13 protein-coding genes are annotated in these 24091 nt (G+C 52.7%); 7 read left to right on the top strand and 6 right to left on the bottom strand.

Going from position 1 to position 24091, the window contains the following annotated elements; translation table 11 throughout:
- The 4 genes from AACZ40_RS14990 to AACZ40_RS15005 form a co-directional block, all read right to left on the bottom strand.
- Positions 1 to 1810, bottom strand: a 1810-nt coding sequence (locus AACZ40_RS14990; RefSeq protein ID WP_339674857.1) for a right-handed parallel beta-helix repeat-containing protein, incomplete at its 3' end; no start/stop codon positions are given.
- A gap of 295 nt (positions 1811 to 2105) precedes the next feature.
- On the bottom strand, positions 2106 to 5012 hold the full coding sequence (locus AACZ40_RS14995) for a right-handed parallel beta-helix repeat-containing protein (RefSeq protein ID WP_291174302.1): 2907 nt from the start codon (positions 5010 to 5012) through the stop codon (positions 2106 to 2108).
- Between the two features lie 329 nt (positions 5013 to 5341).
- A complete protein-coding gene (gene ccsA / locus AACZ40_RS15000) occupies positions 5342 to 8929 on the bottom strand; it encodes a cytochrome c biogenesis protein CcsA (protein WP_291174300.1) in 3588 nt (1195 codons plus the stop codon).
- 59 nt (positions 8930 to 8988) lie between these two features.
- A complete protein-coding gene (locus tag AACZ40_RS15005) occupies positions 8989 to 10098 on the bottom strand; it encodes a hypothetical protein (RefSeq protein ID WP_291174298.1) in 1110 nt (369 codons plus the stop codon).
- 1048 nt (positions 10099 to 11146) lie between these two features.
- Here AACZ40_RS15005 and AACZ40_RS15010 point away from each other — a divergent pair.
- Both AACZ40_RS15010 and AACZ40_RS15015 read left to right on the top strand, forming a co-directional pair.
- Positions 11147 to 12922, top strand: coding sequence for a thioredoxin domain-containing protein (locus tag AACZ40_RS15010; protein WP_291174297.1), 1776 nt, complete (start codon positions 11147 to 11149; stop codon positions 12920 to 12922).
- 197 nt (positions 12923 to 13119) lie between these two features.
- Positions 13120 to 15180, top strand: a complete 2061-nt coding sequence (locus AACZ40_RS15015) for an isochorismatase family protein (protein WP_291174295.1) — start codon at positions 13120 to 13122, stop codon at positions 15178 to 15180.
- Between the two features lie 19 nt (positions 15181 to 15199).
- Here AACZ40_RS15015 and AACZ40_RS15020 read toward each other — a convergent pair whose 3' ends face one another.
- The gene (locus AACZ40_RS15020; protein ID WP_291174293.1) at positions 15200 to 16300 is read right to left on the bottom strand and encodes a cellulase family glycosylhydrolase; all 1101 of its coding nucleotides are present in this window, start codon (positions 16298 to 16300) and stop codon (positions 15200 to 15202) included.
- Between the two features lie 218 nt (positions 16301 to 16518).
- Here AACZ40_RS15020 and AACZ40_RS15025 point away from each other — a divergent pair, with 218 nt between their 5' ends.
- A complete protein-coding gene (locus AACZ40_RS15025; RefSeq protein ID WP_291174291.1) occupies positions 16519 to 17736 on the top strand; it encodes a sialidase family protein in 1218 nt (405 codons plus the stop codon).
- Between the two features lie 17 nt (positions 17737 to 17753).
- On the opposite strand, the gene AACZ40_RS15030 is transcribed toward AACZ40_RS15025, so the two are convergent.
- A complete protein-coding gene (locus AACZ40_RS15030) occupies positions 17754 to 19160 on the bottom strand; it encodes a hypothetical protein (protein ID WP_291174289.1) in 1407 nt (468 codons plus the stop codon).
- 153 nt (positions 19161 to 19313) lie between these two features.
- Here AACZ40_RS15030 and AACZ40_RS15035 point away from each other — a divergent pair, with 153 nt between their 5' ends.
- The 4 genes from AACZ40_RS15035 (at position 19314) to AACZ40_RS15050 (ending at position 24050) form a co-directional block, all read left to right on the top strand.
- Positions 19314 to 20534, top strand: coding sequence for a hypothetical protein (locus AACZ40_RS15035; protein WP_291174287.1), 1221 nt, complete (start codon positions 19314 to 19316; stop codon positions 20532 to 20534).
- A gap of 36 nt (positions 20535 to 20570) precedes the next feature.
- Entirely contained in the window at positions 20571 to 21995 is a 1425-nt protein-coding gene (locus AACZ40_RS15040; protein WP_291174285.1) for a hypothetical protein, read from the top strand.
- Positions 21996 to 22311: 316 nt separating this feature from the next.
- Positions 22312 to 23130, top strand: coding sequence for a DUF4974 domain-containing protein (locus AACZ40_RS15045; protein WP_291174283.1), 819 nt, complete (start codon positions 22312 to 22314; stop codon positions 23128 to 23130).
- Between the two features lie 38 nt (positions 23131 to 23168).
- On the top strand, positions 23169 to 24050 hold the full coding sequence (locus AACZ40_RS15050; protein ID WP_291174281.1) for a hypothetical protein: 882 nt from the start codon (positions 23169 to 23171) through the stop codon (positions 24048 to 24050).
- The last annotated feature ends 41 nt before the right edge of the window (positions 24051 to 24091 follow it).

The following is a 24091-nucleotide window of genomic DNA, read 5'->3' on the forward strand; positions in this document are numbered from 1 at the left end:
CAGCAGATCCAGCAACACTGTCATCGTCATTCAGGATGATGTTGTCCGTGATCGTCGTCTGTGCGAAACCGGAGGAATTTCCCGTGTATTTAATTCCGCCGGCCAGCGAGAAGTCCACGCCGGAGATCTGGTTATTGCGAATGCGGGTCGTAATATCACCGGCTGTCGTGGTGACGTTAATTCCGTTATCCGAAGTCTGCACGACGCTGGAAATGATGTTGTTATCGACAGTCAGACTGGCGGCGCCGTTGAGTTCTACATTGATCGCATCATCGAAAGCCGTGGCGATACTTTTAATCGTGTTATTGCTGATGGTAATATTTCCGGAACTGTCTTCGATATCGATGGCGTCATCACTGACATCCTGCAGTGTATTGTTAGTAATGGTAATTCCCTGAGAATTAGCAATGGCAATTCCCGAAGTCGAGCCGTTGGTAATCGTGTTATTGGCAATGGTGATATTCTGCACGCCGTTCGCCATCACAGCCGGGTCGGCACTTCCGCTGGTAATGTTAAACCCGGACAGCACACTGCCATTTGCCAGCGTGAAATTTCCGGTGATCTGGGGCATCAGGCCGGTGTTCGAATCAGGCAAAGCAACTTGACCGATTTGCGTACTCAAAAACTGAGTTGGACCGGAGGAAAGGACCTGGGTCTGATCGGCGAGTGTGAATGTACCGGTTTCCGAGTCGCCGCGGTGGTCGTACACGACGACATCCCCCGCCTGCGTTCGCGGATCTGCAAAGGCGTCTGCCAACGTGGCGTACGGATCTTCGTACGAGCCATCACTGTTGCCGCCACTGGCGACATGCATAAAGTAATACGGGTTGCCCGTCGCAGGATTAATCAACAGCCCTCCATTGGGATCCTGAATTGCCTGATTGTCGACGACAATGCTGCGCAGTCGTTCGGGCGATTCCCCCAGCCGATCACGGGCCGGGATGTCGGCTTTAAGGCCCGCGCGTCGCCCCGTGATGCTCGGCCACGTGATCGCAACAGAAAAATTGACCGTCGTATTGAACACGCGATCGTTCTGCACACCCAGGTTCAAAGCAACCAGATCAGAAATACGATTTTCTACACGGGTTTTCCAGCCCCACGCCTGTTGGCTGCCGGGTGCCTGAAAATGATACCAGCCGGCAAACGCCCGCACGTCCATGGAGTCACTGGTCAAAATCTTTCGTCCCGCTTCCATATCCACGCCGGTCATTGCGGCCTGATAGTAGCGGGTCAGAATGCCGCCGTAGAGATAATGCCCCACAAACTGACTGGGTCCGCCGAGAGTGTGTGACGTGCCGACCAGCGAGCGTCTGCTGCCTGTCGGCACATACCAGTTCAAGCGCGCATCCCACAGATCGCCCAGCGTTTCAATCCCCCCGGAGATCTGGCTGAAATTGCGCATGCCTGTGTCGCGGGTATCATAATAAACATATCCGCCGATGGTGCGTTCCCATTCGGGCAGATACTGGCGGGCACCCAGGCCGACGTTGGATCCCAGGTTCTGGTTGCGGTCATCCAGCAGCAGTCGCGCGTCGAGAAATGTGAGCCAGTTGCCATCCTCCGCTTCAAGTAGAGGCAGGAAACCATCCAGCGAAGAGAGTCCCCCGATCCGACCAATGGTATCCCCGGCCTGGTACCGGTAGCCGAAGTGCGGCTGGTAACGCCTGAACCAGCCAGCATCACCAAAGAGTTCCGACACATCACCGTTCACATCTGGTGATTCCTGTGCAGGCAATATTTCAGAAGAATCAGCCCGAAGCGAACAGGGGACGCAGAAGAACAACAGCAGCCCGATACAGAAAGATTTCATGGAGTCCATTCCACCAGATGCAGCACATTACTTTCCAAACTAATAAAATTTTCTTCGACGATGAAACGAGGTGTCTATAGAAAAGTTCAGAAAAAAGCCCGCTGGATAAAGGGACTGTTCCGGTTAGTTAAAACAGGATGCGCTGTGAAGTGGCTGGATCCCAGGTTTGCATCAAAAGTAATCGTCGGGAACTCAGCTGCAGGAGGGAATTGCCTCTCTTTATGAATGAAGCAGGGTAGTGCCCCAGGTAATAACCCGTCTGCCTGGACACACTCTATCAGCGGCGAAATGGTGCTTACGGGGCATCCACAACGTTACCGAAGGTATTGATCGTCGCACCATTGTTATTGGTTGACAGGTTTGGCAGATCTTCCACTGTGATCGTAGAACCAATTGTGGCAGAGAAGTCCAGGGCGGTGTCGGTCGTGTTTCCAGAGACATCCAGAAAGGCGGAATTTGATCCAAAGATGGTAGCCACATCCAGGCCGCGACCGCCCACGCCGGCACTGCCGTTCAACAGGTTGTTTTGCACCTGCACCGATGCCGAGGCGCCACCCAGGCTGTCCAGCAGAATCTCAATCCCGTCATCAAAGAGGCCACCCGTCTGCGCGATCTGGTTGTTGTTGATGAAGGCACTATGGTTCGTTCCCTGATCAATGTTCAGGGCAATCCCGTCCGTAAACAGGGCCGCATTATTGTCATCGGAAATAATGTTCTGCGTGATATGAGAGGTTGTGGTCCCGGTCGTGTTCAGGCCGAGATAGATACTGGTGCCAAACAGATTCACCAGATCATCGGAGTCGATCGTATTTTGTGAGATCGTCGTCGTGGCAGAACCAGCATCGTAAACGACTACGATGGCATCGCCAAACAGGCCCTCTGTATTATGGATGTTGTTATTGGAAATGTTCGTTGTCATTACGCCATTGGCGGTACCATAATAAATGATGGCATCGCCGAAGCCGCCGAGGGTATTGGTAATCGTGTTCTGGGAAATCGTTGTGTTCATAGTGCCGGTCGAGTTGTTGGTCACATAGATCGCATCATCGAATGCATTGGCGAAACTGGTGATTTTGTTGCCATTGATATTGAGTGTCGCATTACCGGCATTGGTAGTCACGTTGATGCCATCATTCAAAACGGTCAACACGCTGGTGATCGTGTTTTCATTGATTTGCACGTTGGCATCTGCATTCGTGGAGACCAGAATTGCATTGTCAAAGCCAGTAACAATACTGTTGATCTGGTTTTTATTGATGAACACATTGCCGGAACTGTTCAAAGCCCTGATGCCATCGGAGTCCGCGTCGACGATGGTATTATTGGAGATATTCAGATTCGACGAATTGGTGATATTCAGGCCGTGTGCTCCTGCCGAATTGATGGTCACGTTCTGCACCGTCACATTTTGCGAAGAATCGATCTGGCCGCCGGACGCGGCGCTGTTGGAAATGGTTCCGCCGTTCAAGGCAAAACTGCCTGTATTATTCTGAACGGTGAAGGGCAGGCTGTTGGCGTCGGTACTGTTGAGTTCATCAATGGTGATGTCTGCCGAGTTGTTCACAACATAAGCGTCAAAGGTGGAGTTGGTCCCGTTGACCTGTCCCAGTTTGATCGAGCCGCCTGCATCCTGAATGTTGACAGCATAAGTCGCATTGTTTGCTGTAATGGTACTGTCTGTAAATGTGATGTCCGCGTTGCCCCCGTCGATCCTCAGCCCTGTCCCATTGGTTTTTGAGAGCGTAGTCTGCTCGAAGGCGACCGTGCCGTTTAAGTTGTTCAGACTGATGGCGGGGAATGCGGATGAAATCGTGGTATTGTTGATGGAGTTATTTGCCACGCGAATATCGCCGACCCCATTGGCAATGATCGAACTGCCGGTAACTGTCGTGATATCAAACCCGGAGAGCACACTGCCATTGTTGAGAGTAAAGCTGCCTGTGATCTGTGGTCTGACACCGGTACCGGAATCGGGCAACTGGATCGAACCGAACTGGCTGTTGATAAATTGTGCCGGCCCTTCTGAAAGGACCTGTGTTGCCTGGGCCAGAACGAAATCACCCGTTTCGGCACCGTTGCGATGGTCGTACACAATCAGATCGCCTGCCTGGGTCCGCGGATCAGCAAAGGCGGCCGCTAAGGTCGCATACGGGTCTTCATAAGAACCATCGCTGTTGCCGCCGGTGGCAACGTGCATGAAGTAATAGGGGTTGCCGGTCGCAGGATTGATAATCAGCCCGCCATTGGGGTCCTGGACTTCCTGATTGGCGACGACAATGCTGCGGAGTCGTTCGGGGCTTTCCCCCAGTCGATCCCGGGCCGGGATGTCGGCTTTGAATCCATCTCTCAGACCGGTAATGCTGGGCCATTGAATTCCCACGGCAAAGTTGACCGTGGTATCGAAGACGCGGTCGTTCTGCACACTCAGGTTGAGCGAAACGACATCGGAGATGCGGCTTTCCACGCGGGATTTCCAGCCCCACGCCTGGGGACTTCCGGTGGCCTGAAAGTGATACCAGCCTGCAAACGCCCGGATATCTGTCCTGGTACCGGAGTAGATCTTACGGCCCGCTTCCATGTCCACGCCCGTCATGGCGGCCTGGTAGTATCTTGTCAGCGTACCCCCGTATAGATAATGGCCGATGAACTGATATGAGCCGCCACCGATGTGGGAGGTGCCAATCTGGTCGCGGGTTTGTCCGGTGGGGACGTACCAGTTGAGTCGTGCGTCCCACAGATCACCCAGTGTTTCAATCCCGCCGGACACCTGATCGAAGTTCGCAGCACCCGTATCACGGGTATCGTAGTAAATATAACCGCCAATGGTTCGCCCCTGCTCGGGTAAATACTGTCGCGCCCCGAAACCGATATTGGAACCCAGGTTGTTATTCTGATCATCGAGCAGTAACCGGGCATCAAAGAAGGTCAGCCAGTTACTGTCTTCTCCTTCAAACAGCGGGATAAATCCATCAAAGGACGAGAGTCCGCCAATGCGTCCGATCGTGTCGCCGGCTTCATAGCGGTAGCCGAAATGCGGGCGATAGCGTCCAAACCAGGCGGAGTCTCCAAACAGCTCTGAAACATCTCCGTTAATATTTTCCTGCTGAATACCGGAGGGTTCCACGATGGGATCAAGGGTGTCTGCCAAAAGCGAGTACGGCGCACAAAATGAGATCAATAAGGCAAGGTAGATGCGTTTCATGGAGTCCATTCCAGTGACAGTGTAGAGTTATCAACTCTTTCGTCACTCTGAAATTGAATCCTGAATCGCATTATCCCCCAGAACCGTACAATCGATACACGTCTTCTGTTCAGATCTGGTCAGTCAAAATAGGAGGCCGTTCAGGTTTGCAACGGTTGTGTCTACGAGAGCAGCCAGTCCGTCGTATTCTGAACGGTGCCCCGTCCCGGCAGCAGGAGTTCCGGTTTTGTCGAGTTGTATCAAAATAATGCTGCAAAATAAAAAAGGATTCTCATTCCGTCCGCAGTGGATTGAATGAGAATCCCGCTTCAATTTCGTTCGAAGTCAGCTTAGACGTCTCGTTTTTTGAAACTCCACCAGCGGTTTTGGGGAATCATCGCGATTGCGATGACCGCAAGTTGCGAGAGCATGAACAGCCCCAGTGCCTTCAGGACCCCTTCCGTGAAACCGTATGAATGCAGTCCGACGCCGAGCTCATTCACTCCAAACCAGGACCAGCTGGTGACGATGTTACCCCCGATGGAAAGCATCGCCATGCCACGATCTTTGACCATGCCACCCCAGCGCGCGTGTAACACGAGCGCATTCCAGAGCACAATAATCAGCGCGCCGTTTTCTTTGGGATCCCAGCCCCAGAAGCGGCCCCAGGAATCGTCGGCCCACAGTCCGCCGAGCACGGTTCCGAAGAAGCTCAGAATGATCGCGAAGCAGAGCACGCCATACAGCATGCGAATCACTTCTTTCCCCGCGGCGGCTGTCATTTTAGGCGTCAATACTCCCCACAGGATATAAAACAGACCCAGCAGACCGGCGACAAAGGTCGCCGCATATCCCAGGGTGATACAGACCACATGGGTGGCCAGCCAGAACTGGGTATCCAGGACTGCCTGCAGCACGGCAAACGTATCTCCATCACCGGCGAGCATGTGGGCAATCAGCAGCGTGGAAAACCCGGCGACGGACGCGAGTAAACTGCCGATACCCAGGCGATTCATTTTTTCAATCACAATTCCCGCCAGTACGGCTCCCCAGCCGATAAACACGGCTGATGAATACAGGTTGGTGACCGGTGGTCGTCCTGAAATATAAATCCGGCCAATCAACGCAAGTGTATGCACAAAGAATGTCAGGCAGATCAGCCAGAAGGCCGCGTTGCCCAGGGGTCTTTGCCAGAACAGGAACGAGAAACAGACCATTACAAACGCGAACATGTAGAGCACGGAGCAGTAATAAAATGGTTCGAAGTGATTGAAGAACGCTTCGAAATCCACTTTGGACAGACTGGTATGAGGCAGATCTGCTTTGTGCTTGTTCAACCAGATCTGGTAGTTGCGGACTTCTTTATTGAACTCACTCACATCACCACTGGCATACGCCACGAGTATTTTCGTCCAGGCCTGTGTGGCTTCATTTTCTTTATCCTTGGCGAAACTGGCTTTGACCAGATCGCGGGTCCAGGCATAGGAATAGGTCTGCCATTGATCATCGTTCTCCTCTTCGCCTCCTGGTGGAATGGCGCGGGGAGGATTACGGCGTTCCAGTATCCCATGTCGGCGGATCGCTTCGATCAGGTCATCGCGGGCCGACTCAGCCCGAATTTCCGGTGGTTTGAATGATTGAATCAGCAGATCAACAGTGCCGATTTTCTTTTCCAGATCGAGTACGCGCGACTGGTACAGGGTCGCTTTCCCTTTACCAGCCTGTCGTGCCAGATCAGACTGTTTGGAGAGTTCGGGAATTTTTTCGATAAAGTCGTCAAACGAATAACGGAAGCCGGGACGTTTTTTCAGACCCAGCGTGTGTAATAACTCCGGATTCTCAATGCGAACCACTTCGTATTCGAAGGCATCGCTCGGCTTGGCAATCGTATCCAGGAACCATTTGATGGCGGGTTGTTTATTGCCGTTCGGATCTACAAATTCCTGTTTGCCAGAGATAATCCGCAGGCTGTTGCGGGCCAGTGTATCCACGGGCTTGGTACGACCTTCGTACAGAATCGGCAGCTGTCCGAATTCATAGAGGTTCATTTCATTGGAATTGGGTTTGGGTACACGGGCCTTACTCAAGAGATAGCCGCCAAAGATTACAACAATCAGAGCCGGGATCAGATACTTAGTCATTTTTTCCTGCAGACGGGCACGGTTCTGCGAGGCGAGATCGTTTTCTTTTCCGGAAGGCAGGAACTCATTGACGTCTGATGGTTCGGTTCGCTGCTTTTCGCGGCGTCCCAGGAATCGTAACAGGGTAACCATGAAGTGATACAGCATGCCCACAACCACGATCATGCAGGAGACGTAGGGAATCATCCAGCCCATATTTGTAACGACGGACAGGGTCGTCATTTCTTTTCCAGTGGTCGGATCTGCGTGATAGCCGCTCTGGTAAAATGTTTCTCCGCTGTAACGCAGCGGGTCGTTCATTGAGATTTTGATTTCCCGGTCCACATTCGTGGTGGGATCAACGAGTACGATGTCGGAGGAATAATTCCTCACGGTACTCGTCCCGGCGTAATCATCTTTACGGACGTCAAGCAGTTTGACGGAATATGGTTTGTAATAACGCTTGAACCGCAGGTAGAGCTGATAAGTTGTGCCATCCACGACGACCGGCTGACCGATTTCCTGCAGACTCATCTGAAGGTCGACCAGGTAAATGCCTGAAGGCTCAGACGTTTTTTTATCAATCACTTTAATGTAAGCCGACGGTGTATCGACGCCGCCCCCCATGTCAGTTCCGGTGGCACTCTGCATCGGCAACGCGATCCAGTCCAGTCCAATCCCGGCGGTCGCGGGGTTTTCGAACTCTTTCTTTTCTTCCGGAGTCAGAGAACTCACTTTGCGCAGAGAGGCGTTCGGATAATATTTAACCAGCTCATAATCGAAAGGAAGTTGAGGATCAGAGACTACCGTGTCCCGATTCGCCAGTAGAATCGATTGGGGAATGACGGTGACTTTGTCTTCTTTGGGGTCCGTGGGATCAACGATCGCGAGTTCAACTTCGCGGATATCGTGCACGAAGCTGGTGGTTTCTCCTTCGGAGATCGTCATCTGTGTTTCGACGGCCATCGTACCAACGATCAGTTCACTGAGCATCATCAGGCCGACACCGGCGTGCAGCAAGACAACGCCAGCCCGTTTCTTAAACAGGAAAATACAACCGGATAGCAGAACACAGCCGGCAAAAGTCGCTTTGATTAATTGCCAGAGGATTCGCATGGATGAATCACTGAACCGCGCTGCCTGTCCCTGGGAAATCGCCCAGGCCAGCAGACAACCCAGCAGGATCGTGAAACCCAGGATCAAGGCCCGTTCTGCTCTGCGATGTTTATCGATGTAAAAGAAGAGGACGCAGCCGGCGACTGTCGCAAGCCCGACTCCCGCTTGCAGCAGCCACCATAGTGCTTGCCAGCTCAGTAATGAGTATCCCTGGAAACCATCTTTGTTGGCACCACTGGCAATCACCAGCCAGGTAATCACTGCACCAACAGCGATAATCGTCCAGCCGATGGTCCGCTGACTCCCTTTGGCCTGAACCTTAAAACGAATGAAGTGAGCAGCAAACAGATTGATGCCCATCAGAAAACCGATCAGCCAGCCGCCGGGAAAGTAGATAAAACCGGGAATATTCTGCTGGTCGAGACTGGGAAAGAAGGACGGGGGGAAAAAGATTTTGAACTCAATTTTGGCAATACCCGTACGGAAGTATTCGTCGATCACGACCCAGATATCTTTATTCACCTGCGCCAGGGTGCCCGCCAGGATGATAAAGATGGCCATCGCAAACAGGGCCACGGTCAGTTTCAACGAAGCCAGCGGGGTCAGGAACTTCAGAAACGTTTGATTGAAGTGGACTGACCCGGAATCGGATCCGAGTGTGGCAGGTTCGTTTGATTGATCGGGAAGGGTATTGGTCGCCATGATTTTATCCTGAATTGAAAACTCAAGTAAAAGTTTGTTGAGTAGGGTATCGTCAGCCGTTATTCAAACCGGATCGACTGGACGAACTGTTTGAAGCGTGCTTCTTCCTGTTCGGCCAGTTTGACCGGCCCGGTGAATTTCACAAACCAGGCCAGTTCATCCCGGTAGATGATCGCGCCTAAAATCGCGATACGTGGTTTTGCATCTTCGGGGCCGAGCAGTTTGACATAAGTGGCTTCCAGATCGCCGACCTTCAGCTGCTCGGATTGTTGGGAAAGTTCGGCTTCGGTGATGTCTTTCAGGCTGACCTGACCGCGCCAGCGGTTGATGTTCGGGAGTAACGGAGAAGCCGCTTTGGACAGATCAATCACCGTGACTTCACCGGTTTCGTCACCACTGGTGATGTTGAAGGCAGCTTTTCGCATTCCGCCACTGCGACCCGGTTGCCAGCCTGCGGGGGTTTCATATTGGATCTCGGCAGCCGCTGGTGGATTCGCCGGTCCCGCTGCAGGGCTCCCTGGCCCGCCCATCATGCCCGAGGCAAACGGCGCGCGGCTCATCGGATTGCCGGCCATCATGCCCTTCAGGCTGACGACCGAAATCATCTTATCACCTGATTTGAGTGTGAATAATTCCGTATCCAGAGCCGGTGACTTGTCAGCCGCTTCTTTGATGGTCTCTGCAGAAATGGAATCCAGGCCCACCTGATCGCGCCAGCGATTGATGTTGGAAAGTAAGTCCGCTGTCAGATCTGTTCCCGCGGGAAGCGGAATCACGGAGACTTCCAGCGCGGGGTCCGTATCCTTGATCTTGAGTGTGGCAAATCGCATCGAACTGCCTGGTTCCTGTGTCCAGTTTTCAGGCAGTTTCCATTCCGGCTTGTCACCGCTGAGTGTGACGGATTTCATGAACTCAATGAAGTGATCGAATTCGGCTTTAACCTGGTCCGGTTCCCCGGTCATTTTGAAAAACCAGTTCTGCGGACTGCCGGGCACGATGGCTGCCAGCATACGCGTAGGTTTCGCAGGCGCTGCCGTCATGTCAGGCAGAGCAGTATTCGAAGACGAGGCACCCTTGGAAACGGTGTAAGAGGTAATTTCTTCCTGTTTGCGGCAGCCTGTGGACAGGGACAGGAACGCGAGCAGAGTTACGAGGCATATCTGTTTCATGTGTCTCAATCGAATAGAGGGTTTTTAAGCTGTATTTGTTATTGGAGCTCTCTGTTGCAGTTTCTCATGGCCGAACGGAGAACGGAATTCTCTGCATGAAATCAATTCAGCAGGGCCCGAGTGTTGGTATTACAGATACTTAAAGCGTCACAGAAAGAGATTCTGTAAAAATGTTCAAGGTGGGTGGATTAAGAAAGAATATCTTTCTGCAGGGGGTTAAGTCTATAAATAGTAGTGTTTTAGATAACAAAACGCCCGCTCGTTTTGATGACCGTGCATCAAGGGTGGGCAGCTACTCTATTATAGTTGTCCGACAGCGGAAAAGTACACAACCAGTTCCGACCTGCTCTTAAAAAGCTCTGCATTCTTCCGGTTCCATCACCACAATCGGCCTGCAGAAACGGGAGTGAAAAAAACGCGAAAATTCCGGTAAAAATTACAATGCCTTGCAAAAAAGTCACGAAAATGTTTTCTCAGAGAGCCAATTGTAAATGCTTCCAGAGAAAATTCTATTTACAAGGATTTCTCTTTAATGTATTTACGCATTCCTGCGAATTTTTCGCGAAATAATTTAACTTTCTGGTACGCCAGGTGCGTGATATTTCACTGACCCGTCACAAATGGGACTCTGCTCCCGTTTCTAAATGATAATAAGTACACAGGTACGGAACCGACAATTCAATTGATTCAGAGCAGTTGGTCAGGAAGACCGGGCTCGATTCCCATTTAAACTACCCATTTTGCCAGCAGTTTGCTGGTGACAACCGTTAGGCATGGAAGCCGCATCGTGAAGCTAATTTCACAGACATCGCCCGTTGATGCATTCAATCGGGCTGTGAATATTCAAACTGTCGAATCTCTTCAGATTTCAAGAGGGTTCCCGCAGTTTTCCGCTCGCTCTGCTTCTCTGCTATCGGCGACCATTCAGGTTGCCTGCTCTCAGCCGCAATCACGTTCTGATGCCTGGCTTGAGCTAAGAGAGAATACCCCTTTATCTGAATTTAAAACGCCTTGCGCGTTGAAACCAACCATTATAAGGAGTTGGTAGATGAGGTTTTTTACGACAGCCTTTCTTACAGTTGTATTACTTTCCGGATCAGCCCAGGCAGCGGCACCCAATGGTGTGCTGTTGGATTTTACTGCCACCTGGTGCGGACCGTGTCAGAAAATGAGTCCCTTGATTTCACGTTTAAAGCGTGAAGGTTATCCCATTAAAAAAGTAGACGTCGATCAGGAACCGGACCTGGCGAAACGTTTTAATGTGACCAGCATCCCGGCGTTTGTACTGGTGGTGGAGGGCAAAGAGGTCGCGCGTTCCGTCGGATCCACGACCGAGAGCAACCTGCGACGCATGCTGGCCCGGATTCCCAGTGCAGAAACCCAGCAGCCTGCTCGCGAAAACCCCGCAATTTTCGCTGCGAATGAAAACCGACTCAGCCAGTCAGAAGAGCCACCCATTCAACTGACAAAGAACGAAACGAAACCGGAAAAAAAGTCGCGTGGTTTCAATATTCCCTTCTTCGGAAAATCAAAAGAGGAAGAATCGGTTCCGGTTGAAGAACCAGTGATCCGCGCTCAGTTCGGCGATTCCGCCAGTGATCCACTGGCAGATGCAACCCCGCAAAAAGAAATCATCAACTGGCGGGCCAGCACGGTTCGCATTCGGGTGAAAGACAAAAAAGGAATGGACCTGGGCTCAGGAACCGTGATCCACAGTGCCGTCGGTCGCACCCTGATTATGACCTGCAGTCACATCTTCAGTGAACTGAAAAGCGATTCGCTGATTGAAGTGGATGTCTTCCAGGGAGAGAAGTTTGATACCTATGTGGGAACACTGGTTCGCTACAATATGCAGGCCGATGTCGGGCTGATTTCCATCCCCACCTCTGGCGTGGTTTCCGCGGCGAAAGTAGCCGGGATTGAAAACGAAGTCAAAGCCGGCGATGTTGTCGCCAGTATCGGCTGTAATGGCGGTGCATTTCCCACACTGGAAAAAATCCAGGTGACCGAGCTGAACCGTTTTCTGGGCCCCGACAATATCGAATGCACGGGGATGCCCGTGCAGGGTCGTTCCGGCGGCGGATTGTTTGATCGCTCCGGTCGTCTGGTCGGCGTCTGTTTTGCTGTCGAAAAAGATGAGAAACGTGGACTGTATGTCGGTCTGCCGATGATCCACAAACTGCTTGATGAAGCCCAGCTGACCGAGATCTACAAAGAACCGGCTCTCACGGAAACTGTTCCCGAAGTCAAACTGGCGATGAGTGAAACGCCGCGGGAAATGGCACCCGCACACAATCAGGAAATTCTTGATGAATTTCTGGAACGGGCCATGCCCACAGGTCAGCCGGTGGCATCTGGTACTACCGGTAACCCGGATCTGAATCAACTGCAGGCTGCCCTGGATCAGGCTGGCGAAGCCGAAGTTGTGTGTATTATCCGTCCTCTGAATAAACCACAGTCCGCAAGCCGGGTGGTGATCATCAACAAGGCCAGCTCGAAATTTGTCTCATATCTGTCTGGTGAAGTGGAAAATCAGCCCATGCCGACCTCTGCCCGGTTTCAACCGGCAGAAAGTTTGAGCCGCGCTGAACAGCAATCACGCGATCTGCAGGAAGAGCGGATGAGCCGCAGCCTGCCTCGAAACACCCGTGTCAATCGGACCGGGAGTGCTGCTCAACCCGAAGTCACTGGCTTTCGTTCCCCCGCTTCTTTCACTCAGACCAGCAATAAAACGACGGTTTCTCGCGAAGAACGCCAGGGCAAAATCCAGGAAGTCGAGCAGCAACTGCGACGCTATCGTCGTTCTGCAGATTCCCGTCGATAACCACGACGCGATTCGAAATGGATTCAAAACGGAAAACCAGCCAGAAAAGCAGATGACTTTTCTGGCTGGTTTTTTTGTTTTTTGCTCTCAGACTTTTGTTCTGGTGTCGGGCTTCTTTAGAATGAAGATGCTGTGCTTGAACGCAGCCGAACCCATTCCACGGGTCCACCCCGTTGCCTGCCACCAGGAGACATCACGTGAAGACGATATATAAGCTGGCTGCCTGCCTGAGCCTGATTCTGTTCCCGGTCACTTCACTTTCCGCGAAAGACCTGAATCTGCAACTGCGTTATCAGCAGGAAACGGGTCCGGACACTGGTCGTTTTCATCAGCGGCAGCGTTCCGAAAACTGGAAACCAGGTGAGACCGCGATCATCGTCTGTGATGTCTGGGATTACCATCACTGTCTGAATGCCGTCAGGCGGCTGGAACAGTTTGCCCCACGACTGGATCAATTACTGAAGACCGCCCGTGCCGAGGGGGTGACCATCATTCACGCGCCCAGCGACTGCATGCCCGCTTATCAGGATCATCCGGCGCGGAGACGCGCCATGCAGGTGACCTTTAACGGCCCGGTACCGGAAGGCATCGAAAACTGGTGCTCGAAAATTCCCGCGGAAGAACGCGCCGTGTATCCCCTGGATCAGTCTGATGGAGGCGAAGACGATGATCCGGAAGAACACGCTGCCTGGGTTAAAAAACTGAAAGACCTGGGACGCAATCCTGCGTTGCCCTGGCAGAGCCAGTCCCCCCTGATCTCGGTCGACAGCGAACACGATTTCATCAGTGACAAAGGGGATGAAGTCTGGAAAATACTGGAGTGCCAGGGCATCAAAAATGTCATGCTGGTCGGCGTGCATACAAACATGTGTGTATTGGGACGCCCGTTTGGATTACGGCAGCTGAAGCAGAACGGTAAGAATGTCGTGCTCGTCCGCGACCTGACCGATACGATGTATAATCCCGAGCGTTGGCCTTACGTCAGCCATTTTACCGGCAATGATCTGATCATTTCACACATCGAAAAATATGTCTGCCCGACGGTGACCAGCGATCAGCTGCTCGGCGGTCAGGCATTTGTTTTCAAAGAAGACAAGCGACCGCATCTGTTAATCGTGATGGCAGAAGCTGAATATGATACGAGCGTCAGTCTGCCGAAGTTTGCTGCGGAAAACCTGGGCAAACACTTTCGCGTGAGCCTGGTTTACGCCGATGAGAAAGATCGGAACCTGATACCGGGAATTGAAAAGATCAACGAGGCCGACGTGGTTCTGTTCAGCGTACGCCGGCGTGTATTGCCGGAAAAAGAAATGCAGGCGATTCGCAAGTATGTAAAGTCCGGTAAGCCCGTTGTGGGAATCCGTACTGCCAGTCATGCGTTCTCGCTCCGGGGAAAAGAACCTCCTGAAGGTTACGCTGACTGGACGGAATTCGATGCCTACGTGTTCGGCGGCAATTATACGGGTCATCATGCCAACGATCTCAAATCGATGGTGACGATCAATCCCGCGCAGAGAAAAAATCCGATTCTGGATGGCATTCCCGACAAACCGTTTCCACAGGCCTATTCACTGTATGAAGTCTCTCCGCTGGCAAAAGGCACAACGGTGTTGATGACCGCAGAAATCCCCGGTAAACCCGTCGAACCGGTTGCCTGGACCTTCCAGCGGAAAGACGGCGGTAAATCGTTTTACACATCGCTGGGACACCCGGGAGATTTCAAACAGCCCGAGTTTGTCAGGCTGCTGACAAATGGAATCTACTGGGCCGCCGGACTCGATCCGGCCCACGTCAAAGTCTCGGGAAAAGTCTCGTTGAACGACGCGCCTCACTGGTCCGTAATCGAAGTCCCGGGAACAGGGAGGGCAGCGAAAGCCAGTCAGAGTCGCTGGTATCGCTGCGTGGTGCGAATTCCCGAAGCCTGGCGCGCCGGCAATTCGCTGCTGCTGAAAACAGGAACTGCTGCCGGTACAAAGGTCAGCGCCTGGCTCAATGGGGTACCACTCAAACAGGTGGAGGCAGGTTTTCAGTTGGATTGTCAATCGGTCTACGGCAATGATGCCAACCTGATTGTGTTACAGGTAACCGGGCAGGCCAATGATTCTGATTTTGCATCGGCACCCCAGTTGATTTACGGTCAAATCACACTGCCCCTGGCAGGTCGCTGGCAGTACCGTACTGGCGAAGACTCCGCATTTGCCAACATGCCTTTGCCGGCAAAATTCGGAACCGTGACGGACATTGTATTTCAGCCCTGAACGAGATCAGCAAACTGATTTATTCCGTCTCGCCTTTGAATTTCGGACCGTTCTTGATGAAGAACTCCAGCCAGCCTGTCATCAAGGCAGCGGCGATGGTTTTTTCCTGTTTGTATTCAGCGGGTGTCTTACCCCAGTAGAAACCAATCCAGCCGTCCGCGTACTTTCGTGACTTCAACAGAAATTCCTCGAACTCCTGCGGAGAACTTTTGAGCGGGAAAGTTTCTTCAATCACCAGCGGCTTACCGATATCGAAGGCTTTGAGTGTTTCCATGGCTTCGTCAACTTTGCCTGTTTCCGGGTAGAGGTGCACACAGATAAAATCAAGATGCTGACTGACTTTGTCAGGTACGAAACCGGACTGCATGCCGGGACGATCCAGGCTCCAGGGAACCAGGCCGACGGTGACCAAGTGTCGCTGGTCCTGTTTGCGAATTGCTTCGACGAGTGTTTCAACCCAGGCGGCTGCGATTTCGGGGCGGGACCGTTCATCGGGGCTCAAGGTAATCCGCTGCACAAAATGTTTTCCCCCAAGGCCGGGGCCCAGCCAGTCGGTTCCCTGTTTCTTACCGGCATGCACGACCGGTTCATTCATCAGGTCGTAGCAGAAAATGGCAGGACTCTTCGCACACTGTTTCGCGACGGCTTCCCAGAACACGGCCTGGGCCTGCCAGCGTTCCTGGTCGGTCAGTTGATCGTACCAGGCCGGGACATCCTGTTTGTGATAACAGCCCAGTCCGGTCAGATCGAGATAGATGCCCGTGCGTTCGGCGAGCTGCAGTAACTCACCCAGTTTCTGCAGCGCCTGTTCGCGCGGCTGATCCGGAGCGGACATGAATTTGCCAAACTGAATATGGATGCGTACTACATTCGCACCCAGCTGTTTCATCTCGGCGAAGTCCTGTTCGACCTGCTTCCAGTCTGTCTGCCAGTAATCTTCCAGTAACTGACCTTCCCCGTTGTGGTCGTAATTGAATCCCCAGGGAACATACGGCTTCTGATCTTTTGAAGTCACGAATGATTTTCCATCCGCGCTGACACGAATGAAATCGAGATCCGCAGCCGGGAGAATCGACGAAAAGCAGAAACACAGGACAGCGACCAGGGAGCACATTCGCATCAGACTGTTCCTTGAATTGAGCGTGAGAAGTGTGGAGACAGGCAGCAATATTCATTACCTGTTTCGTTTTGCCTCTCTCATTTTGGGAGGCGTTTCCGCAGAATGCAAGACCGGTTGCCAGTCGTTTCCTGAGCGAAATCATTCAGAAGTCTTGAGAGTTCATCTCAATCTGCGTATGGTGAAAAGATCTTCTATTTGCAATTTTTAGAGAGGCTCCCATGAAATCGATCATTCACGTTTGTCTTATTGTTGTCATGCTGCTTGCCGGAACATTGCGTCTCTCCGCGGATGAGACTGCGAAACCACTCAGTTATAAAGTTGATTTACGCGTCGTCACGGAAGGCTTTGATGGCAAGACCTGCTGGGTTCAGGCCCGCACCGGTGCGATTCCTCAGGCGGGGCCGTTCCCGGCGACCGTCGTATTGACGATGCAGAAACTGCTGCTGAGCGGTTCGGATGTGTTTTATGCCCTGAACGAAATGCGTACGACAGATGGCGAGAACTGGATCGGGCCGATCAAGCATGAAACGTTAGCACGCCGTCGTCTGTCAGATACGCAAGAGATTGCGGTCTGCGATTTCACGCCGGGCTGGCATGCCAAAACGAAAAAATTGCTGGGCACCGGGCATACGGTTCGCTACGAAAATAATAAAGTCATGCACGTCCGCAAACGGAGCGTAGCGTATTCGGTCTACAATGAAAAAGATCACACCTGGTCCGACTGGACTACCATGAGCATGCCGGACGAACCCCGCTTCGAAAGCTGCGGCGCCGGTTCCGCCCAGCGATATGATCTGGAAGATGGCAGCATTCTCCTGCCGGTCTACTTCAAGAAAAAAGGAGCAAAGCAGTACAGCACTACGGTAGTGTTATGTGACTTTGATGGCGAAAAACTGACTTACAAAAAACATGGCAGCGAACATACGATTCCCGTCAAACGCGGGTTGTATGAACCTTCCATCACGAAGTACCAGGATAAGTTTTATCTGACAATGCGGAATGACGACAAGGGGTACGTCTCGGTCAGCGATGACGGATTGAAATATTCTGAGCCGATCGTCTGGAAGTTCGATGACGGCCAGGAACTGGGGAACTACAACACGCAGCAGCACTGGGTGACGCACAGCGATGGCTTGTTTCTGGTTTATACCCGAAAGGGCGCAAACAACGACCACGTATTTCGGCATCGGGCACCCCTGTTCATGGCTGAAGTCGATCCCGATACACTGCAGGTGAAACGAAAGACAGAACGGATCATCGTGCCGGAAAAAGGGGCGCGGATGGGAAATTTCGCCGTCGTGAATCTCAGCCCCAGCGAAACCTGGGTCACCGTTGCCGAGTGGATGCAGCCGGTGGGCATCGAAAAGTATGGCAGCAACAACCGGATTTACACCGCCCGCATCAAATGGTCAAAGCCTTCCCGAGAGGATGATTAAGACACGTGTTTAATCATTTAATCATTCGTGCCGACTAATTCTTTGAGTGTCTGCATCAGCGTCGCCTCCACTTCCGGAGCAGTCCGTGAGACGCGGCCGGTTTCATAACCTCCCTGGGAATACGCGATCGTCGTGCCGATATAGCCGGGACCCTGGTCCCCATACGCGGCCATGCAGACGAAATCATTCGGTGCCATCTTCTGCGCTGCCAGTTGATATTCCACGAACAGTTCACCGGGCATGTGAATGATCTGGGCAGAACCCAGTTGCAGCCGCGTGATGCCGATGGTTTTTCCAGCTTTAGTTCGCTGCAGATAGTTCAGATCGCGGGCGGCGCGGATGCGATCGGTGAGCTTCGCCTGCGGGTTCTGCAAGATGCCGGTGAGAGTGGTTTCATCCAGCGTGTCTCTTATCGGCAGGTGTACGGGTTTGACTTTCCAGTTCACATTGCTGGCAGAGAGAGGCGATTTTTGAGTGGACTCCCAGGCCCGCTGCATGCCGTCCGCCAGACGTTGCGCGAGCAGCGGTCGGTTTTCCGGATCGCCGTTATTGTATTTTCCGGCACCGATATTTCCGCCCGCCCCATTGAAGTGAATATGTGGTACGCCGGGAGTCTGTTTTTCATGCATCGCCCGCGCCAGGCCGACGGTGTCACAACTGACGCCTCCCTTGCCGTAATAGCTCTGAGGATGCGTGGCATAATAACTGAGGACCACCAGCGGTTCATCTTGGTTCCAGAGACTGATCATTCGGACGTAGGGATCAATGGTTCCTTCCGGAGCCGCGATGGCAGCCGGGTTGCGGGAAGAACTGAATCGCACGATCTTGACCTTCCCGTCGGTGCCCAGGATACGGCGGTTCGAGGCAAACTGCGCGACTTTCGCTTTACCGGTACCTATGTGCGAGACCGGTTGCGCATGCTGCAGGCTCATCTTTGCTGCTGCAATGGTTCGCTGCATGACATCTTCAACATAAGCCGTATCATACATGACTTCTTTCAGGCCATTCTGCTCGAGCAGGGCATTTGCGGAAATATCGACTCCCGGCGTATCGTGCTGATGCAGACAGTGAATGGCACAGCGGTCCACGCTTGTTCCCAGCGCAGTTGCCAGTCGTTGTTTCCAGACGTCCTGGGCTTCATTGTTGGCGCCGACCCAGTCGAGTGCCAGCAGGACTATCGGCTTCCTTGCATTCAGTAAGATGATGCCCCGCGCACTGAGGGGATCAACAATTTCTTTTGCCGGAGTGATATGTCCGTAACAGAGAGGGCTGCCGAGGGGCGGCGTAATATCACATTGAAACGTCGCGATCTGCAGTGGCTGCTGCTGCGATGGTTCTTCTGCCTGCAGCAAACCGTTCAATATCAGGACAGAAAATAGAAATACAAACAGAGGAAGAACAGAATGATTGCGGTAGCGATGCATCGGGCTGTCTTTCTTGAGAAATCACAGGTGAGGATAGTTCTGGATGGAAAGAATCAGTATAACAGAAATTCGGTGTCAGGCTCCAATGAATAATGGATCATTCAATTCAGAAACCTGCAGATCCACCGTGTTCTATTTGCTGAATGGTTTTCGATGCGTCGTGTTTTTCTGGGAAATTTTGACTTTGAACATCAGCTGACCCGCGAAGTGTATGCCGCGACCGGGGGAGCCACGCCTGCGTTGAATCTAAACCTGGCCAGCTGCTGGCTCGGCATGGCGGCAGACGGCGATCAGATTTATCTGCCAGGTTCGGTATCAGCTGATTATATAACGCATCTGCAGTCAGCCGGCCTGCCGAAAGTGGAGTTGATCGCAGACTGGCCTGAACGGGATGCAGCGGCACAGATGACCTTCGTTCCCTGGGGCTGGTCGCAAGCGACTGCAAAACTGGCACAATCACAGGGATTCACAGTCACCGCTCCCGATCTGGCCGCCGTGAAAACGGTCAACTCCCGTTCGTTTTCATTTGCGTGTGAATCCGTGTGGGGACTCTCTCTGCCGGGCAGTTGTCGTGTGGAATCCCTCACGGAACTGGAGGCGGCGGTGGCTGAGTTGCCGAGGGGACAGGAGAAAGTAGAGACAGCCTGGGTACTCAAGGCGGATTTCAGTATGTCCGCGCGGGAGCGGATGCTGGGACGGGGCACGCTGGTAGCAACCCAGGTCAGGGACTGGGCTCAAAAACGATTCGCCTGCCAGCAGCCCCTGTTTCTGGAACCCTGGGTGCAGCGCACCGCAGAGGCTGGCCTGCAGTTTGAAATACCGCAGCAGGGGGAACCCGAGTTCGTGGGGCTGGCTCTGCTGCGATGTGATGACCGCGGACAATACCGCGGCAGTCGCATCTGCGTGGATGCACAGACACAGGAAACGTGGCAGCCCGCGATCGAAGTAGGGCAGTGCGTGGCAGAGCGGGTACAGCACGCTGCTTACTTCGGTCCGCTGGGCATCGATGCGATGCAGTATCGCGATGCACGGGGAGAGTTGCAGTGCCGCCCGATTCAGGATATCAACGCGCGGTATACCATGGGGCGGCTGGCACTGGGCTTTGCGCGGTTTCTGAAGCCGGAACAGGTGGCAAGCTGGCTGCATTTCCCCTGGAAAGAGTCGTATGGCCAGCCGTTTTCAAAGTGGTTAAAATGTGTTGCCGACATGCAGAAATCAAGTACACGATTCATTGCGACCTCACCGGACCAGATCAACGGTCAGGCGTTGCGTCTGGTGAATGTGTTGTTGATTTCCGAAACGACTGAAGAATTATACCAGGCCGAAGAGACCCTGATGCGGGCTGTTTCTACATTGGCAGAAACAGCTTGTTGAGGTAGACGAAGCATAAAAGAGAATTGATTACGGCGTATGACCGAACAGCGGGAACCTCAACTACAACGACGCAGCTGGCCTCGTCGACTGCTCAACCGAATGGAAGTCAATCGGGCGGTGTTCTATGCGCTGCTGGGACGGGGCTGGCAGTTTGCCTCCGGGCCCGTCACGATGCTGCTGATCGTCGCGTTTTTCTCCAGCGAACTGCAGGGATATTATTATACGTTCGGTGCCCTGATTGCCCTGCAGACCTTCGTCGAGATGGGCATGCAGGTCGTCACGCTCTACCTGGCCAGTCACGAATGGTCGAAGCTGCACATCGACGAGCAGGGTTACCTGACCGGTGATCCGGATGCGCTCTCACGGATACGCAGCCTGGCAGCACTGGTCTTGAAGTGGTACACCATCGCCGGGTTGCTGTTTGTGGGCGGCATTGGACTGGCCGGCTATTATTTCTTTTCGTCTCAACCGGTCAGCAATGTGAACTGGCAACTCCCCTGGCTGTGTGTGGCGGGACTGACAGCGCTGACATTGATGGCAACCCCCTGCCTGAGTCTGCTGGATGGCTGCGATCAGGTTGCGGTCACCAACCGCTATCGGGCGTTTCAAAGTATCACGGGCACGCTGGTGGCCTGGGTTGTTATTTCCAGCGGAGGCGGGATCTGGACCTGTGTCGCGATTTGTGCAGTGCGGCTGTTCTGGGAGTTGTGGCTGATTGGAGTTCGTTATCGGCGTTTCTTTGCCTCGCTGCTGCCAAAACGCCCGGGGGCCCTGGTCAGCTGGTCGGAAGAAGTCTGGCCTTTACAGTGGAAGCTGGCCGTGCAGGCGATGGCGACGTACTTCACCAGCGCATTCGTCATTCCGTTGATGTTTGAATACCAGGGACCCGCAGTGGCCGGTCGCCTCGGACTGACCTGGACGGCTTTGATGACATTACAGCTGGCTGCCTGGTCCTGGCTGATGACCCGCGCCCCTCTGTTTGGATCGCTGGTGGCACAGAATAATATCCCGGAACTGAACCGCGTCTTCCGCCGATTGACCCAGGTTTCCACGATTGTGCTTCTGACGGGGGGGACTCTGTTCTGCCTGATTGTCTGGGGGCTGCAACTGTTCCAGGGAATAGCGTTGCCCGCAGGCTGGGAACTGCTGGAACCGGTCTGGTACCTGATCCACAAGCTGCAGGAACGGATTCTGCCACTCTACCCGACCATCTTATTGACGCTGGCCCTCGTTCCCATTCATATCTCACAGTGCGTGATGGCATATATCCGTCCGTTTAAGCAGGAACCCTTTCTGCTGTTGAATACGTGTTCGCAACTGATCACGGGACTGCTGGTCTGGTATTTTGGTAAAACCTATGGACCGGTGGGTGCGGGCTGGGGATTTCTCATAGCGGGTTATTTCCTGACGATCCCCGGGTTTCTCCTTGTATTGCAGCGTTTTATTGCCCGGCGGAAATGATGCTTTCTCCCCTGTGATGAGACGGTGAAGTCGGTAGTCGACATTTTCGACAAGAAAAAAGTTGACAGCCTGGATTCCTGGTTTTACTATCAGTAGATATTCATCCTTTCATTAGACACTCGTTGTTATCGTCTGCATTCATTTCTTTCAGCAGTCATGTTCCACGCCCGAGTATTGATTCATTGCTGAGACTGATTTCCAGCAGAGACGGGCAGCCAGTAACGGGCACTTTATTCCGCTTCTGAAGCATTCTCGCTGTGTTTTTACGAGAGAGAGCGGGATCAACCAAAACGAACGACATGCATGAGGAGTGCTTATGATGCGATGGTTTCTGAAGCCTAAACACATTATGGTTCTGTGCCTGTTTCTGTCGGCGGGCTGGGTATTGATGACAGTCAGCGCGGAAGTGGAACAGAACACCAGGGCCGAAAATCCTGATATTTCGTCAGAGGCGGATCTCGATTATTTCGCTCAGGAGAGCTCAGAGAGTTCGCAGGAACGTCAGCCGACTCAGGGGGAATCCAGGCCAAATCTGCAAAACATAATTCAGTCCTTCTATCCACCTTTGACAAAGGGCGAGCAGGCAACTCAGAAAGAACTCGATACCGAAACCAAAGCGGACTTTCGGAATGAACCTTTAGTTGAAGTCATGGTTTTCATTCAGAAGCAGCATGGCGTCAACATTTTTCTGGACGGGCAGGCATTAAAGCAGGTTGGACTCACAGCAAAAGAGCCCGTGAATGTGTCGCTGAGCGGGATTAAACTCAAGTCCGCCTTAGACATCATTTTGAAGCCGCTCGGTCTGGATTATGTTATTGACGGGGAAGTCCTGAAGGTTACGACGATTGAAGAAGCGAATCGAACTCTCAATATCAAACTCTATCCGGTTGCTGATCTATGCAACACGCCCGAGGAATACCAGGCACTCGAAAACGTGATTCGCAATACCTGTCTGCCTCCGCAGGCAAGGCAGCCGCTCGCGCATGCGATGACCTCCAGTATTTCGGCAGTTCCTCAATGTCAGGCACTGGTTGTGAATGAAACAGATCGCGTGCATTTAAAAATATCAGAGTTACTCAGTCAGCTCAGACAGGTCCGCAAAGATCAGGCCAGTCTGAGTTCCGATGCGAAGTGAAAAACTGATCTCACTTTTTTCAAATCAGGGGACAGGGAATGAGTTGGTTACGAAATCAGAATAAGTTGGCTGCAATATTATGTTGTCTGGCTGTGGGATGCAGCACGCTGGTGGCGACCGCGGAAGAGAAGAAGAAGTCCACGATTTCCGATGCAAAAAAGCCTGCCGCCCAAGCGATGATCGCATTTGAAGAAGCCGTACCACAAGCGCAGCAGAAGAAATCGCAGCAGAGATTTTTACCGGCGTTAACACAGCGTGAACTGAAATTTCAAAAGGCTCTGGAAGAGGAAACCGATTGCGATTTTGCTGATGAGCCTTTGTCTAAAGTCATGGCGTTATTTTCAGAGAGACATGGTATCCCCATTCTCGTCTCAGGCAATGATCTGGGTGAAGAAGGTTTAACGCTGGAAGAGCCGGTGAATCTGAAAGTGGAAAAACTGGCTTTGCAGGATGCACTGAGTCTCATTTTAGAGCCCATCGGTTTAACTTATCTCGTGGAACATGGTGTCCTGAAGGTTACGACAATAATTAAAGCCAATGAGAAACTGATGTTGCGTGTGTACCCCGTGGGTGATCTCTGCCGGACTGTTGAAGATTATCTCACACTGGAATCGGCGCTCAGAAATGCAGACCTCGGAGACTGGCGACCTCGGAAAACCGGTTGTTTATCAGAGAAGAGCAAAAGTCAGCCTCAGCAGGCCGGCAGTCCTGCTCCTGCGGGAGGCGGTTTTTTCAATATTCCGGATGGGAAATTTAAAGGGGGAGAAAGTGTCGACCCCCTGCTGTATGAAGAGGGTGTCGGCGGTACGATTACGATCGTTCAGCAAAGTCATGCCCTGCTCATCACGCAGACTTATCACGCGCACAATGCCATTGTCGATCTGCTGACCCAAATCAGAGAAGCCCGGACAAGCGAATAGACTACGAACGTATCTCAACCGGATTGCCAATTTAAATCTCG

It is taken from the genome of uncultured Gimesia sp. (assembly GCF_963972345.1).
In the GTDB taxonomy this organism is placed as follows: Bacteria; Planctomycetota; Planctomycetia; order Planctomycetales; family Planctomycetaceae; genus Gimesia.

Coding starts and splice junctions, on each gene's coding strand:
- AACZ40_RS14995 (WP_291174302.1), bottom strand. CDS start 5,012: ATGAAACGCATCTACCTTGCCTTATTGATCTCATTTTGTGCGCCGTAC.
- ccsA (WP_291174300.1), bottom strand. CDS start 8,929: ATGGCGACCAATACCCTTCCCGATCAATCAAACGAACCTGCCACACTC.
- AACZ40_RS15005 (WP_291174298.1), bottom strand. CDS start 10,098: ATGAAACAGATATGCCTCGTAACTCTGCTCGCGTTCCTGTCCCTGTCC.
- AACZ40_RS15010 (WP_291174297.1), top strand. CDS start 11,147: ATGAGGTTTTTTACGACAGCCTTTCTTACAGTTGTATTACTTTCCGGA.
- AACZ40_RS15020 (WP_291174293.1), bottom strand. CDS start 16,300: ATGCGAATGTGCTCCCTGGTCGCTGTCCTGTGTTTCTGCTTTTCGTCG.
- AACZ40_RS15025 (WP_291174291.1), top strand. CDS start 16,519: ATGAAATCGATCATTCACGTTTGTCTTATTGTTGTCATGCTGCTTGCC.
- AACZ40_RS15030 (WP_291174289.1), bottom strand. CDS start 19,160: ATGCATCGCTACCGCAATCATTCTGTTCTTCCTCTGTTTGTATTTCTA.
- AACZ40_RS15035 (WP_291174287.1), top strand. CDS start 19,314: ATGCGTCGTGTTTTTCTGGGAAATTTTGACTTTGAACATCAGCTGACC.
- AACZ40_RS15040 (WP_291174285.1), top strand. CDS start 20,571: ATGACCGAACAGCGGGAACCTCAACTACAACGACGCAGCTGGCCTCGT.
- AACZ40_RS15045 (WP_291174283.1), top strand. CDS start 22,312: ATGATGCGATGGTTTCTGAAGCCTAAACACATTATGGTTCTGTGCCTG.
- AACZ40_RS15050 (WP_291174281.1), top strand. CDS start 23,169: ATGAGTTGGTTACGAAATCAGAATAAGTTGGCTGCAATATTATGTTGT.